This is a genomic window from Vibrio sp. 1CM23M (assembly GCF_023161755.1).
In the GTDB taxonomy this organism is placed as follows: domain Bacteria; phylum Pseudomonadota; class Gammaproteobacteria; order Enterobacterales; family Vibrionaceae; genus Vibrio; species Vibrio coralliirubri.
Genome location: NZ_JALNTR010000012.1, coordinates 45,136 through 59,996, shown reverse-complemented (window position 1 = coordinate 59,996; position 14,861 = coordinate 45,136). Strand labels below are relative to the sequence as shown.

Here is a 14,861-nt window from a genome sequence, read left to right as displayed (position 1 = left end):
GATGGCTGTTCTTAAAGCAAAAAACCTAGCGAAAACCTACAGTAAGCGTAAGGTTGTTACCGATGTAAGCTTACAGGTAGAGTCAGGCCAGATCGTCGGTCTGCTTGGGCCTAACGGTGCGGGTAAAACCACGTCTTTCTATATGATTGTTGGTCTGGTTGCGCGTGATGAAGGTACCATCAGCATTGATGACCGAGACATCAGTATCTTGCCAATGCACAGCCGTTCTCGTCTTGGTATCGGTTACCTGCCTCAAGAAGCGTCAATTTTCCGTAAGCTGTCTGTAGAGAACAACATCATGGCGGTTTTACAAACCCGTGATGAAATGACCAACGAACAACGCCAAGATAAGCTGGAAGACCTGCTAGAAGAGTTCCACATCCAACATATCCGCACCAGCAATGGTATGGCTCTGTCAGGTGGTGAGCGTCGTCGTGTTGAGATTGCTCGAGCACTCGCAGCAAACCCGCAGTTCATTCTATTGGATGAACCATTCGCCGGTGTTGACCCGATCTCAGTAATCGATATCAAAAAAATCATTGTTCACCTGCGTGATCGCGGCTTGGGCGTTTTGATTACCGACCACAACGTTCGTGAAACATTAGACGTGTGTGAAAAAGCTTACATCGTAAGCCAAGGACACCTGATCGCTGAGGGTACTCCTGAAGATGTTCTCAATAACGAACAAGTTAAACAAGTTTATCTAGGCGAACAATTCCGTCTATGATTATATAGAGAGTATCGAGAGTTCTAAGAATAATAACTAGGTAAGTCACACTGAATGAAACCCTCATTACAACTTAAGCTAGGCCAACAGTTAGCAATGACTCCTCAATTGCAGCAAGCGATTCGTTTGTTGCAATTGTCTACTTTAGATTTGCAACAAGAGATCCAAGAAGCACTTGAATCTAACCCACTACTCGATGTCGAAGAAGGCAATGAAGATACGCCAACATCGGAAGAAAAACCTAGCAGTGACGAAAAAGAAACAGTTGAAGCCACAGAGCAAGACTTACCTGATAGCTCAGACTTAATCGAAAAATCAGAGATTGGCAACGAATTAGAAATCGACACAACTTGGGAAGACGTCTACAGCGCAAACACCGGTAATACGGGTATTGCGATTGATGACGACATGCCTGTTTATCAAGGCGAAACCACTCAAAGCCTGCACGATTACCTACTTTGGCAACTCGACCTAACACCATTCACTGACACCGACCGAAGCATCGCTTTTGCACTAATAGATGCCATCGACGACTACGGCTACCTCACTGTAACTTGTGAAGACATCCTTGAAAACTTCGACAATGAAGAGATCGAGCTTGATGAAATTGAAGCCGTACGTAAACGAATTCAGCAATTTGACCCACTAGGTGTTGGTTCAGTCAATCTGCAAGATTGCTTGTTACTGCAGTTGGCAACCTTTCCCCAAGATACGCCTTGGCTCAACGAAGCTAAGTTAGTACTTACTAGCCATATCGACCAACTCGGCAACCGCGATTACAAACTGGTTATCAAAGAGACCAAGCTGAAAGAAGCAGAACTACGTGAAGTTTTGCAGCTTATTCAACAGCTGGACCCTCGCCCTGGCAGTAAGATTACTCCAGATGAAACTGAGTATGTGGTTCCGGATGTATCTGTCTTCAAAGACCTTGGCAAATGGTTAGTGACCATTAACCCTGATAGCGTTCCTAAGTTGAAAGTGAATCAGCAGTACGCTGATCTGGGCAGTAAAGGCAACAGCGCCGACAATCAATACATCCGCTCAAATTTGCAAGAAGCAAAGTGGTTAATTAAAAGCCTAGAGAGCCGAAATGAGACGCTACTCAAAGTTGCGCGATGCATTGTTGAACATCAGCGTGATTTCTTCGAACATGGCGAAGAAGCGATGAAGCCAATGGTTCTTAATGATGTTGCGTTAGCTGTTGATATGCACGAATCCACGATCTCTCGTGTGACGACTCAAAAATTCATGCATACCCCACGTGGCATCTTCGAACTCAAATACTTTTTCTCAAGCCATGTCAGCACTGACAATGGCGGTGAATGTTCATCTACAGCAATTCGCGCACTCATTAAGAAGCTTGTCGCAGCGGAAAATACCGCGAAGCCTCTAAGTGATAGTAAGATTGCTGCTTTACTGGCTGACCAAGGAATTCAGGTAGCTAGACGTACCATAGCGAAATACCGTGAGTCTCTGGGCATTGCCCCATCGAGTCAGCGTAAACGCCTGCTATAAGCTCATTTAGTCGCTAGTTACTTAGCAACTATAATCAGGCAACCAACTGAAAAGGAAAGTCTATGCAAATCAATATTCAAGGCCATCACGTTGATCTTACCGATTCAATGCAAGACTATGTTCACACCAAATTCGACAAACTTGAGCGCTTCTTTGATCATATCAATAGCGTTCAGGTTGTTTTAAAAGTTGAGAAAATCAATCAAATCGCAGAAGCTACCCTGCATATAAATCAGGGGGAAATCCATGCGACAGCAACAGATGAAAGCATGTATGCCGCGATTGATTCATTGGTTGATAAACTCGTCCGCCAACTCAACAAGCACAAAGAAAAGCTAAGTAGTCACTAACATGCAATTAAGCGAAGTACTTTCATTGGACTGCACCAAAAGTGCAGTCCAATGCACAAGCAAAAAAAGAGCCCTTGAGCTCATCAGTCAGATCGCAGCAGAAAGCTGTGGTCAAGATTCAACAGAGCTGTTTGAGTGCATGTTGAGCCGTGAAAAAATGGGCAGTACAGGTATTGGTAATGGCATTGCTATTCCTCACGCTCGTATGAATGTCAGTGATAAAGCGATTGCTGTATTACTGCAATGCCAAGATCCCATCGAATTTGATGCGATTGATAATCGTCCTGTCGACCTACTATTTGCCCTGCTTGTTCCAAGTGAACAGTGCAAGGAGCATCTAAAAACCCTTTCTTGTATGGCAGAGCGACTAAACGACAAGCAGACTCTTAAACAGTTGCGTAATGCTCAAAGCGATCAAGAGCTTTACGACATCATGATTCAAGTGCCAACTTGCGAGTAATAACATGCGATTAATCGTTGTTAGTGGCCAATCGGGGGCCGGTAAAAGTGTTGCGCTGCGAGTCCTTGAAGACTTGGGGTATTACTGTGTCGATAATCTTCCAGTAAACCTGCTCAACGACTTCGTCGAATCAGTACGTGAGATCAATCAAAACGTCGCCGTTAGCATTGATATCCGTAACCTACCGAAAGAGCCTCAGTTAGTCACAGAGATGCTAGAACAGCTAGACTCTGCCACTAATATCGATGTGAACGTGTTATTCCTAGATGCGAGCAAGCAGACGTTACTCAAGCGCTACAGCGAAACACGCAGAATTCACCCTTTATCGATCGGCCAAGAAAAGCTCTCTCTTGAGCAAGCGATTGATTTAGAAAAGACACTCCTGACACCTCTCGCTGAGCACGCCAGCATTGTGATTGACAGTAGTGACTGCAACCTCTACGAATTGAGTGAAAAGGTTCGTTTTAAAGTTGAAGGCAAAGAGAAGCAAGAGCTGATTATTGTCTTTCAATCTTTCGGTTTTAAGTATGGCCTGCCAAGTGATGCCGACTACGTGTTTGATGTTCGCTTTTTGCCGAACCCTCACTGGGAACCCGCACTACGACCACTAACCGGTCTAGATGCTCCCATTCACTCTTTTCTTGAAGAACACTCAGAAGTTCTAGAGCTCAAGCAACAGATCCAAGGCTTTGTTGAACAGTGGTTACCAATGTTAGAGAAGAACAATCGCAGTTACCTAACGGTCGCGATTGGCTGTACTGGCGGCAAACACCGCTCGGTTTATCTAACTCAGAAAATTGGCGAATACTTCGAGCAACTTGGCCATCAAGTTCAAATCAGACACGCCTCCCTAGAGAAGCACCAACAGGGCTAACCATGGAATTAACTCGAACTGTACTGATCCAAAATCGCTTGGGTCTTCACGCTAGAGCAGCCGTAAAGTTGGTTGAGCTTGCACAAAGCTTTGATGCAACCATCACTATCCATAGCGAAGAAGATAAAACAGCGACAGCAGACAGCGTAATGGGGTTACTTATGCTGGAATCAGCGCAAGGGCAACATATTACGATTCAAGCTGCAGGCACCGATTCACAGCAAGCATTGGATGCCGTCTGTCATCTCATTGAAGACAAGTTTGATGAGGGGGAGTAGCGAAAACGCTTCACTCGCAACGCCTAAGACTCAAACAACGAACCAACCAATATTAAATCTTAGTTCTAGCTAAGTTTATGATTTAAATAAGTCCCAGAATTAAGTTACTATTCCAACCATTGTTAGAATAATGAGATAGGAGGAAAATATGGCAGAGCAATTAGAATTCGACCAAGCTCACCAAACCCTCCAAGAAGTCAGCGAAGCCCTAGAAAACGGCCGATTTGTTCACGTACGCCGACAACTTCAGGACATGGAGCCTGAAGATATTGCACACCTTTTAGAAGCCTCCCCTCGCAAAAGTCGTGACGTACTCTGGCAACTCACCGATCCTGAAGACTACGGTGAAATTCTTGATGAACTAAACGAAGACGTCAAAGATGCTCTTGTGTCAAAAATGGCACCTGAGACCTTAGCAGAAGCAACCGAAGGCATGGAAACCGATGACGTCGCGTACGTACTTCGAAGCCTACCCGACGATGTTTCTCGCGAAGTCCTTTCTCAAATGGACTCCGTCGATCGTGCATTAGTTGAAACTGCCCTGTCGTACCCTGAAGATTCAGCGGGTGCGATCATGAATACCGACGTAATCACGATTCGTGGTGATGTCGATGTCGACGTTGTATTGCGCTACATGCGTATGCGTGGCGAACTGCCTGATGCAACTGACGCTCTGTATGTTATTGATGAAGAAGAACGTCTTATCGGTAACCTATCGCTTACCACACTGGTAACGACTCAGCCTGATGTCGCGGTTTCCGAAGTGATGGAGGATGCCGACGAAGCGATCGCGGTTGAAACCAGCGCTTCCGACATTGCGAGCCTGTTCGAACGTCGTAATTGGGTTTCAGCGCCAGTAGTCGATAGCAATCAACATCTTGTTGGTCGTATCACCATCGATGACGTGGTTGATGTTATCCGTGAAGATGCCGAGCACTCAATGATGAGTATGGCGGGTATGGACGATGACGAAGATACCTTCGCACCAGTCGTAAAATCCGCTCGTCGTCGTAGTGTGTGGCTTGGTGCTAATGTTCTTGCTGCGCTGGCTGCCGCATCAGTATCGAATATGTTTGAAGCAACGCTCGACCAAATGGCAGCGATTGCAGTACTGATGACCATTGTACCTTCGATGGGTGGTGTTGCCGGTAACCAAACCGTTGCTCTTGTGATTCGTGGTTTGGCACTCGGTCATATCGGTGACAGTAACAAACGCGAACTACTGCTCAAAGAGGCGGCCATCGGCTTCCTAAACGGCGTGTTATGGGCCGTTATCATTGGTGGTATTGTGGTTGCTTGGAAAGGTAACTGGATACTGGGAGGCATCATCTCAGCAGCGATGATGACTAACTTAATTGTCGCTGGTATTGCTGGTGTAACTATCCCTGTGATGTTGAAGAAGATGAATATCGATCCAGCCCTTGCTGGCGGTATGGCACTGACCACAGTAACCGATGTTATTGGCCTATCGGTGTTCCTAGGCTTAGCGACCATACTGATCTAGTTAGCATAAGCAGTTAGCCAATTTTTGGCGAAATACAGAAAACAAAAAGGGAGCCATCGGCTCCCTTTTTTAATTCATCAGATTCGCTTTAATTGAATTACTCACCCGCGACTTTCATCGACTCAAGCAGGATAGAACCCGTTTGAATTTGCGAACGTGTTTCTACGTCGTTACCCACAGCAACAATCTGAGTAAACATGTCTTTTAGGTTACCGGCGATTGTTACTTCTGATACTGGGTATTGGATCTCTCCGTTCTCAACCCAGAAACCCGCAGCGCCACGAGAGTAATCACCCGTTACGGTATTAACGCCTTGGCCCATCACTTCAGTCACTAGGAAACCCGTACCCAACTCTTTTAGCATCTGCTCAAAGTTTTGGCCGGTCGATTTAACGAACCAGTTATGAATACCACCCGCATGGCCTGTTGGTGTCATGTCCATTTTACGTGCTGCGTAACTCGTCAGTAGATAAGTCGCCAGAACACCATCAGTGATGATTTCGCGATCTTGAGTGAACACACCTTCGCTATCGAATGGGCTTGAAGCCAAACCACGCAGGATATGTGGTCGCTCAGAAATGTTAAACCAGTCAGGTAGGATTTTCTGACCTAAGTGATCCAATAAGAATGACGACTTGCGGTAAAGGTTACCGCCACTGATCGCCATCACAAGGTGACCAATCAAGCCAGTAGCAACATCGTTAGCGAACATAATTGGGTATTGGCCTGTTGGTAGCTTTTTCGCATCCAAACGGCTAATGGTCTTTTCTGCAGCTTCTTGACCTACACGCTCAGGCGTCCACAGTTCGTCACGGTGACGTGCAACGGTATAGCTGTAGTCTCGCTCCATTTCACCGTTAGCACCTTGTCCAATCACACAGCAGCTCGTGCTATGGCGACTTGAAGCGTAGCTTGCTAGTAAGCCATGGCTGTTACCATAAACCTTAACGCCGTAGTGACTGTCGTAGCTTGCGCCATCACTCTGTTTGATCTTGTCGCTATAAGCTAACGCTTGCTTCTCAGCAGCAATCGCAATCTCAGCGGCATAGTCAGGGTTTGGTTCATCAGGGTGAAAAAGATCCAAGTCTGGAATTTCTTTTACCATGTATTCTTTTGCTGCAGGACCTGCAAATGGGTCTTCAGACGTGTACTGAGCGATATCAAGCGCAGCCGCGACTGTTTGAGCAATGGCCTTTTCACTCAGATCAGATGTAGATGCGCTGCCTTTTTTCTGGCCGCGATAAACAGTAATACCTAGCGCACCATCACTATTAAATTCAACGTTTTCCACTTCACACATACGTGTTGAAACACTTAAACCCGTTGACTTAGTAATAGCGACCTCAGCTGCGTCTGCACTCACTGATGCCATATCCAACGCTTTAGCTACTGCGGCTTCTAGCTCAACTCTTTGCTGGGCGACTTGCTGTTTTACATCCATATCTATTCTAATTTTTTAGGTCAATATTACGTAGGATAACAAGAATTTCGCTTTCTCCCCAAGATTCTTGCTAAAATAGGCAATATATTCGTTTGAGATAGTGACATAGGCAGAAAAGATGGCTCGCAAAAACCAAAAAGCCCCATGGGAACCAGAAGAAGAAATCATCTGGGTAAGTAAGACAGAAATGAAAACGGACATGGATGCCCTGCAAAAGCTGGGAGAAGAGCTTGTTGGTCTAAAGCCTTCTGTATTAGACAAATTTCCGCTGTCTGAAGATTTGGCACAAGCGATTAAAGATGCACAACGCTTTAAAAATGAAGCGAAGCGTCGTCAACTTCAATACATTGGTAAAGTAATGCGTAATGTCGATCCTGAGCCAATTCAAGCGGCTTTGGATAAAGTACGTAACAAACACTCACAAGCAACAGCTGAGCTCCATAAGCTTGAGCAACTGCGTGATCGTGTTGTTGCTGAAGGTGATGCGGCTATTTCAGAAGTAATGGAAATGTACCCTGAAGCAGACCGTCAGCGTCTTCGTCAGCTAGCTCGCCAAGCTAACAAAGAGAAATCAGCGAACAAGCCTGCGAAGTCTTCTCGTGAGATCTTCCAAATCTTAAAAGAGCTAAAGCTAGAAGACTAATCGTTATCTCGCTTTACTCATAGAGTGAATAAAAGACCTAGCGCATGCTAGGTCTTTTTGTTTTCTACGTACTCAATATCAGAGAGATTAAACAAGAGTGATGAATCGTCACTCACCCGCTTTAACAAATGAGCTTAACTCTGCCTGTGGATGATCCGCTGTCAGTGCCTCTATCGAATCTTCAACCAACACCTTACCTAGCGCCACAAACACAAACTTATTCGCGATACTGCGTGCGTCACCTAAATGGTGAGTCACCATCAAGACCGTAATATTTCGCTCTGCCGCTAATCGCTTCACTAAGCTAAGCATCTCTTCGCGAAGCAAAGGGTCAAGCGCAGAGAAAGGTTCATCAAGTAGCCAAATGTCATGTGGCTGAACAAAACAACGCGCTAGTGCGACACGCTGGCGTTGACCACCGGATAAGTGCTCAGGCAATCTATCCAAATACTCTGCAACACCTACTTGTGCGGCTGCTTGCTCAACTTTGAGCTTTTGGGTTGCCGTAAGCTTTAATCCCGGGTGCAGACCTAAACCAATATTTTCACGTACCGTGAGATGGGCAAACAGGTTGTGCTCTTGAAACAACATCGCCAATGGGCGCTGATGTGCCTCTTTACCAATAAGCGATTGCCCAGCCACTGAGATCTCACCCGATGTAGGCTCGATGAAACCCGCGACTAGCGCCAACAGTGTAGATTTACCCGCACCACTCGGCCCCATAAGCGCAACAATATCGCCCTGCTCAGCTTGAAAATCAAAGCTAAACAACTCTCTGTGATAGTGGTAATCCACATCTTTCATCACTAACATCATCGGTTCCTTAATTCTTTAGCATCGAGCTTAGATCTTCGAGTAAATAAGAATTCTATTAAGCTAAAACTGCCGACACTCAGTAACAGTAAGCTCACAGAAACTACCGCCGCCGCTTCCATTTGATAGCTGCCTAACAATTGGAATAGGTACAAAGGCAGAGTTCTAAAATCTTGGCTACCAAACAAAGCAATCGCGCTTAAGTCACCCATCGCCAACATAAAGCTAATCGAGAAGGCTTGCGCCATCGGCTTACGCAATGCTCGCCACTCCACTAACCTAAAACGCGTGAAACCTGTCATACCCAAGCTTGCACACACATACTGGTACTGCTGAGACAAATGCAGCATAGGTTGAGCTAGGGTTTTAATTACGTAAGGCAGCGCCATTAAGCTGTTGACGGCAATCACGATAAAGAAAGCTAAACTGAATACATCGGTGAATGAACGCAGTAATAAGAAGATACCCGTACTGATCACCAGCCCCGGAGTCACCAAGATAATAGTGCCAATCAGCTCGATTTTATCGGCTCGAAAATTCTTGTTCTGTAAACGCCATGCTCGGCTAGTCAGTAGTATGGCGATACCAATACCAACTGCGATAACACTTGCTAATGACGCGACTTTAACCGAGGTCATTAACGCCGCCCAAAACGGCTCGCTGCTGAGTACGGTTAATGCCTGCGAGTTAATTCCACTGACGATAACCATAGCTAATGGCGGCAATACCAGCATTGAGACTATGATGATCCAAAAGCTATCCCAAGCTTTTGACCACCAGCTGTCCTTAACCAAATATTTCTCTTCCGACAGCTGACTGGCCGTCACTGAAATAGGCTTCGATAAGCGTTGAATGCTCACCGCTAGCACACCACACAGCAGCATTTGCCATATCGCGAGCAAGGCACCAGCTTGAAGGTCAAAGTCGAATTTAATCGCCTGATAAATAGCGAGCTCGATAGTGGTTGATTTAGGTCCACCGCCTAGCGCCATCACGGTAGCAAAGCTGGTAAAACACAACATGAAGACTAAGCCACACACATGTGGTAATTGCTGTCTTAAGCGAGGCCATTCAACCCATCTGAATTTGTTCCAATGACTCATACCCAAGTGAGCACAAAGCTTGTGTTGCTCGGCAGGCACGGTATCTAACGCTTGCAGAAGTAAGCGACTGGCATAAGGCAAGTTGAAGAAAACGTGCGCCAGCAAAATACCATTCAATCCGTATATGGAAAATGGCAATTCAATATCGAAGTTCGCCAAAAACTTAGCTAACCAACCACTATTGCCATAGATCGCAAGTAAGCCAAATACACCCACTAACACTGGCAGGACTAAGGTCGACGCGAACAGCCTTAACAACAAAGCGCGTCCAAAAAATTGTCTACGACACAGCGCATGAGCAATAGGTATAGCAAAGCCAACACTCAGCACCGTTGAGAGTGTCGCCTGATAAAAACTGAATTTCGTTACATGCCAATAGTAGGGATCGGACCATACTTGGCTGATATCAAGAGAAGGGGCATTGCTAAGCAATGCCCCAACTGCTGAAACCACGAAGGCGGTAATGAGTATCGCTACCCAAATCCCAACCTTAGGTGTTTTCTTTATCATAGATTGATTTTTTACCGTAAATGGTTCGCTCGGTTAACATCGAACAAACCTTTAAATACAGAAAGTTAGAAAGCTAATTTTTTAAAAGCAAATTAAAAAGTAAGTGCACTCTGCCATTCACGAATCCATGGCTTACGCTTAGCTGCAATTTCTTCGGGCGTAAAGCTTAGCGCTTTCTGAGGAACCGTAAGTTGCTCGAACCCTTTTGGAAGCTCAATATCGGTCACTGGGTACATCCAGTTGCCTGTTGGCATCGCCGATTGGAATTCATCACTTAGGATAAACGCCATAAACTCATCAGCAAGCTTTTCGTTCTTGCTGCCTTTTACCTTAGCGGCCACTTCCACTTGAGTGTAATGCCCTTCTTCAAAGCTTGCTGCTGCGTACTTAGAATCGCTCTCAGCAATAATGTGGTAAGCCGGAGACGTTGTGTAAGACAACACTAAATCCGACTCGCCTTCTAGGAACATAGAGTAAGCTTCAGACCAGCCTTTGGTTACGGTCACTGTTTTCTGAGCAAGCTTCTTCCATGCTGCTGTCGCTTCATCACCGTATACTGATTTCATCCAAAGCATCATGCCTTGGCCTGGTGTTGATGTACGTGGGTCTTGGTAGATAACCTTAAGATCATCTCTCTGCTCAACCAGTTCTTTCAAGCTCTTAGGCGGGTTTGCCAACTTCTCTTTGTTGTAAACAAAAGCAAAGTAGCCAAAGTCATAGGGAACAAAAGTGCTGTCGTTCCAACCATTAGGCAGTGTTACTGATGAAGTATCAACATTATGCTCAGCCAATAAGCCCGTCGCTTTCGCTTCAGCCATCAGGTTGTTGTCGAGACCTAGCAAGATATCGGCTTTGCTGTTGCCGCCCTCAAGACGTAAACGGTTCAGAATAGACACGCCATCTTCTAGAGCGACAAAATTCACATCACAACCACACTTCTCTTCGAATGCTTTTTCAACGGCAGGACGAGGCCCCCAATCCGCAGCAAAAGAGTCATAGGTGTATACAGTCAAAGTGTTGTCTGTAGCAAAGGCAGAAAAAGAAATAGCTGTAGTAACAGCAAGGGTAGTTAATGTGAATTTCACTGGACGCTCTCCATGGTCTGAGCGGCACAGGTTTGAGGGAGGAGAACGGTAGAGGTTGTTCCTAACTCAATTCCTACGCCAGCATTATCTGGTTCAGGTTTACGGGTCCCAAGCATCTGCTTGATCTCAGCTCGCATTCATTATTTGAATGGTTCGCTCCCCGATGAGTGTTCAGAATTGTAATTTGATTTTTAACAATAAGCTATCAAGTTTGGATCAATTACGTTGATCGTAGCCCCAACGTGGCACTAAACCTTGCTCGATACCAAGATGATCCAGAATGCGCGCCACCATAAAGTCGACCAGATCTTCAATTGACTTAGGTTGATGATAAAAGCCCGGGGCTGCAGGCATGATCGTCACACCCATGGTCGAAAGCTTGTGCATGTTCTCTAAGTGCAACGTCGAAAATGGCGTCTCACGAACCACCAACAACAATTGGCCTCGCTCTTTCATGACCACATCTGCTGCTCGCTCAATCAGGTTATCCGACAAGCCATGTGCAATCGAAGCCAAGCATCCCGCTGAACATGGACACACTACCATCTGCTTCGGCGCTGCTGAACCAGAGGCAACCGGCGAGAACCAATCATCTTTGCCACACACCACCAGCTTTTCAGGGTCGCAGCCAAGATGTTTAACTAAAGCTTGTTTCGCCGCATCTGGCCCAGCAGGTAACTTAAGTTCATGCTCGGTCGCCAATACCACTCGCGCTGCCGATGAAATCAGCAAGTAGACCTGATAATCAGCCGCCAAAAGGCATTCAAGTAAACGCAGGCCATAAGGCGCACCGGATGCGCCAGTGAAAGCAAGAGTTATCGCTTTATCGTGTTTTGTCATGTTCTCAATTACTTCAAATTATAAGGTCGTGGATGCCGTTAGCCTTTGAGTGCCAATCCATCCAACAGTTTTTGATGAATGCCACCAAAGCCACCATTACTCATTACCAAGATTTGGTCGCCAGCTTGTGCCTCTGAGACAATTTTAGCAACGAATGCATCCATGTCATCACTCACGTGTGCAGGTTGGTGACAAGCGTCTGCAACATCTTGAACTGACCAATCAATGTTATCCGGTTGGAATAAGTAGGTAGAATCCGCCTGCTTCAACGAATCAGCCAGTATTTCTTTGTGCACACCACGTTTCATGGTGGCAGAACGAGGCTCTAAAACGGCAATGATTTTCTTAGTGTCGACCTTATTACGTAATCCGCCGAGCGTAAGTTCAATCGCCGTTGGATGATGAGCAAAATCGTCATAAACAGACACACCTGCCACCTCGCCTTTAAACTCCAAGCGGCGCTTAGTATTAATAAAGGTAGCTAGTGATTCACAAGCGAGATCTGGTGTCACGCCCACATGACGTGCAGCTGCTATCGCCATTAGGGCATTGTTGACATTGTGATCGCCAACCAAGTCCCAATCTACCGTTCCAACACATTCATTTTGGAAGTAAACCTCAAATTGCGATCCATCTTTAACCAGTTTCTTGGCATCCCAGTCGCCCTGCTCGCCACTCGATTCAGTTTCACTCCAGCAACCGCGAGCTAGAACATCTTGAATAGCGGTGTCCTGCTTAGGTGAGAAAATGCGACCATTGCTTGGCACAGTACGCACCAAATGATGGAATTGTCGCTTAATCGCTTCAAGATCGTCAAAGATGTCCGCATGATCGAACTCTAGGTTATTCATCACCAAGGTTCTTGGGTGGTAATGAACGAACTTAGATCGTTTATCGAAAAAAGCACTGTCGTATTCGTCGGCTTCTACCACGAAGAACATACTTTCACCAAGGCGAGCAGAGATACCAAAGTTACCCAACACACCGCCAACTAAGAAGCCCGGTGCATAGCCACAGTCTTCCAAGATCCAAGCCAACATGCTTGATGTCGTGGTCTTACCATGCGTTCCCGATACCGCTAACACCCAACGGTCATGCAGCAGGAACTCTTGTAACCACTGAGGACCAGAGGTGTATCTAAGGTTGTTATCCAACACATACTCAACACACGGATTACCGCGGCTCATTGCGTTACCGATAACCACGAGATCTGGCCTTGGTTCTAATTGGCTAGGGTCGAACCCTTCAATAATTTCAATCCCTTGCGATTCCAATAAGGTGCTCATTGGTGGGTAAACATTCGCGTCACTACCCGTAACCTTGTGACCTAATTGACGAGCCAATACCGCAGCACCACCCATGAAGGTGCCACAAATTCCTAAGATATGAATATGCATAAATTGCTTCCAAACGCTTGGCTAAATAAACGATGCCTAATTAAAACGGCTTGCACTCATTATCATTAAATGGCGATTAAAAGCGAGCGGCAATGCAAAACAAATTGAGTCGACATAGTAAGTGAGATCTGTGTCGCTTAGTTCATTACCATTAAAAAGATCTAACCTTTAGAATTTAGGTAAGCGTCTAGATGAATAAAGCCCACTCAAGAGGCCGAATCTACAGTGCTCAAATCCCCCCTAATATTGAGAGAAGTTTAAGGAAATAACATGTCTGAGATGCGCACCCTTGGTGAGTTCATTGTTGAGAAACAGAGTGACTTCCCCCATGCAAGCGGTGATCTATCATCCCTTTTGTCGTCTATTCGACTTGCTGCAAAAATTGTTAACCGTGAGATCAACAAGGCTGGCCTAGTCGACATCACTGGCGCTGTTGGTACAGACAACGTGCAAGGTGAAGAGCAACAAAAGCTAGACCTTTACGCGAACGACAAATTTAAAGCGGCTCTAGAAGCTCGTGACCAAGTTTGTGGTGTTGCAAGTGAAGAAGAAGACGAAGCTGTCGCCTTCAATAAAGAGCTCAACAAAAACGCAAAATACGTTGTACTGATGGATCCACTTGATGGCTCTTCAAACATCGATGTGAATGTATCGGTTGGTACAATTTTCTCTATCTACCGTCGAGTATCACCGATCGGTACGCCACCAACACAAGAAGATTTCCTACAGCCAGGACACAAGCAAGTAGCCGCGGGTTACGTGATTTACGGTTCTTCAACCATGCTTGTATACACAACAGGTGCTGGCGTAAATGGCTTCACCTACGACCCATCACTGGGTACCTTCTGCCTATCTCATGAAAACATGATGATTCCAGACGAAGGTAAGATTTACTCAATCAACGAAGGTAACTACATCCGCTTCCCTACGGGTGTTAAGAAGTACATCAAGTATTGCCAAGAGAATGAGCCAAGTGACAACCGCCCTTACACATCACGTTACATCGGTTCTCTAGTTTCAGATTTCCACCGTAACCTGCTGAAAGGCGGCATCTACTTGTACCCAAGCACGCAAAGTCACCCTCAAGGTAAACTGCGCCTGCTTTACGAGTGCAACCCAATCGCTTTCCTTATGGAACAAGCGGGCGGCATCGCTTCAGACGGTGCTCAACGTATCATGGATATCAAACCAACTGAGCTGCACCAACGTGTACCTTTCTTTGTTGGTTCAACAGACATGGTTCGCAAAGTAGAAGAGTTTCTTGAACTGAACCGAGACTAAACCTCTCATTCATTTCTCAAAATAGCGTCATTAAAAAGCC

General features: G+C 45.8%; 15 protein-coding genes and 1 riboswitch. Of the genes, 9 read left to right on the top strand and 6 right to left on the bottom strand.

What is annotated here, in order from left to right; all coding sequences use genetic code 11:
• The first annotated feature begins 1 nt into the window (after position 1).
• The 7 genes from lptB (at position 2) to mgtE (ending at position 5,708) form a co-directional block, all read left to right on the top strand.
• A complete protein-coding gene (gene lptB, locus MSG35_RS22080) occupies positions 2-727 on the top strand; it encodes an LPS export ABC transporter ATP-binding protein (protein ID WP_004735304.1) in 726 nt (241 codons plus the stop codon).
• Positions 728-781: 54 nt separating this feature from the next.
• Positions 782-2,242, top strand: a complete 1,461-nt coding sequence (locus tag MSG35_RS22075; protein WP_017058913.1) for an RNA polymerase factor sigma-54 — start codon at positions 782-784, stop codon at positions 2,240-2,242.
• A 62-nt stretch (positions 2,243-2,304) separates the two neighbouring features.
• On the top strand, positions 2,305-2,592 hold the full coding sequence (gene hpf, locus MSG35_RS22070) for a ribosome hibernation promoting factor (RefSeq protein WP_009847742.1): 288 nt from the start codon (positions 2,305-2,307) through the stop codon (positions 2,590-2,592).
• 1 nt (position 2,593) lies between these two features.
• On the top strand, positions 2,594-3,052 hold the full coding sequence (ptsN, locus tag MSG35_RS22065) for a PTS IIA-like nitrogen regulatory protein PtsN (RefSeq protein WP_048605899.1): 459 nt from the start codon (positions 2,594-2,596) through the stop codon (positions 3,050-3,052).
• A 4-nt stretch (positions 3,053-3,056) separates the two neighbouring features.
• Positions 3,057-3,926, top strand: coding sequence for an RNase adapter RapZ (gene rapZ / locus MSG35_RS22060; protein WP_048612605.1), 870 nt, complete (start codon positions 3,057-3,059; stop codon positions 3,924-3,926).
• A 2-nt stretch (positions 3,927-3,928) separates the two neighbouring features.
• Positions 3,929-4,204, top strand: a complete 276-nt coding sequence (locus MSG35_RS22055; protein WP_017066670.1) for an HPr family phosphocarrier protein — start codon at positions 3,929-3,931, stop codon at positions 4,202-4,204.
• A gap of 148 nt (positions 4,205-4,352) precedes the next feature.
• Positions 4,353-5,708 (top strand): magnesium transporter, encoded by a 1,356-nt coding sequence (mgtE, locus tag MSG35_RS22050; protein ID WP_048605905.1) that lies wholly within the window; start codon positions 4,353-4,355, stop codon positions 5,706-5,708.
• Positions 5,709-5,805: 97 nt separating this feature from the next.
• On the opposite strand, the gene pmbA is transcribed toward mgtE, so the two are convergent.
• Positions 5,806-7,149, bottom strand: coding sequence for a metalloprotease PmbA (pmbA, locus tag MSG35_RS22045; RefSeq protein WP_017058910.1), 1,344 nt, complete (start codon positions 7,147-7,149; stop codon positions 5,806-5,808).
• 118 nt (positions 7,150-7,267) lie between these two features.
• On the opposite strand from pmbA, the gene yjgA reads away from it, so the two are divergent.
• Positions 7,268-7,792 carry a ribosome biogenesis factor YjgA gene (yjgA, locus tag MSG35_RS22040; protein ID WP_017058909.1) on the top strand — a complete coding sequence of 175 codons (525 nt, stop codon included), beginning with the start codon at positions 7,268-7,270 and terminating at the stop codon, positions 7,790-7,792.
• A gap of 108 nt (positions 7,793-7,900) precedes the next feature.
• Here the strand turns inward: yjgA and thiQ are convergent, their stop codons facing one another.
• The 5 genes from thiQ to mpl form a co-directional block, all read right to left on the bottom strand.
• Positions 7,901-8,605, bottom strand: a complete 705-nt coding sequence (thiQ, locus tag MSG35_RS22035) for a thiamine ABC transporter ATP-binding protein (protein WP_248385007.1) — start codon at positions 8,603-8,605, stop codon at positions 7,901-7,903.
• Positions 8,605-10,218 (bottom strand): thiamine/thiamine pyrophosphate ABC transporter permease ThiP, encoded by a 1,614-nt coding sequence (gene thiP / locus MSG35_RS22030; RefSeq protein WP_017058907.1) that lies wholly within the window; start codon positions 10,216-10,218, stop codon positions 8,605-8,607. The genes thiQ and thiP overlap by 1 nt, the downstream gene beginning before the upstream one ends.
• Positions 10,219-10,310: 92 nt before the next feature.
• Complete coding sequence (thiB, locus tag MSG35_RS22025) at positions 10,311-11,303, bottom strand: thiamine ABC transporter substrate binding subunit (protein WP_248385006.1); 993 nt, start codon at positions 11,301-11,303, stop codon at positions 10,311-10,313.
• A gap of 53 nt (positions 11,304-11,356) precedes the next feature.
• A riboswitch (TPP riboswitch) is annotated at positions 11,357-11,476 on the bottom strand.
• Positions 11,477-11,519: 43 nt separating this feature from the next.
• Complete coding sequence (locus MSG35_RS22020) at positions 11,520-12,143, bottom strand: flavin prenyltransferase UbiX (RefSeq protein WP_248385005.1); 624 nt, start codon at positions 12,141-12,143, stop codon at positions 11,520-11,522.
• Positions 12,144-12,181: 38 nt separating this feature from the next.
• On the bottom strand, positions 12,182-13,540 hold the full coding sequence (gene mpl, locus MSG35_RS22015; RefSeq protein ID WP_248385004.1) for a UDP-N-acetylmuramate:L-alanyl-gamma-D-glutamyl-meso-diaminopimelate ligase: 1,359 nt from the start codon (positions 13,538-13,540) through the stop codon (positions 12,182-12,184).
• 270 nt (positions 13,541-13,810) lie between these two features.
• Between mpl and fbp the strand changes: the two genes are divergently transcribed.
• On the top strand, positions 13,811-14,821 hold the full coding sequence (fbp, locus tag MSG35_RS22010) for a class 1 fructose-bisphosphatase (RefSeq protein WP_017097551.1): 1,011 nt from the start codon (positions 13,811-13,813) through the stop codon (positions 14,819-14,821).
• The last annotated feature ends 40 nt before the right edge of the window (positions 14,822-14,861 follow it).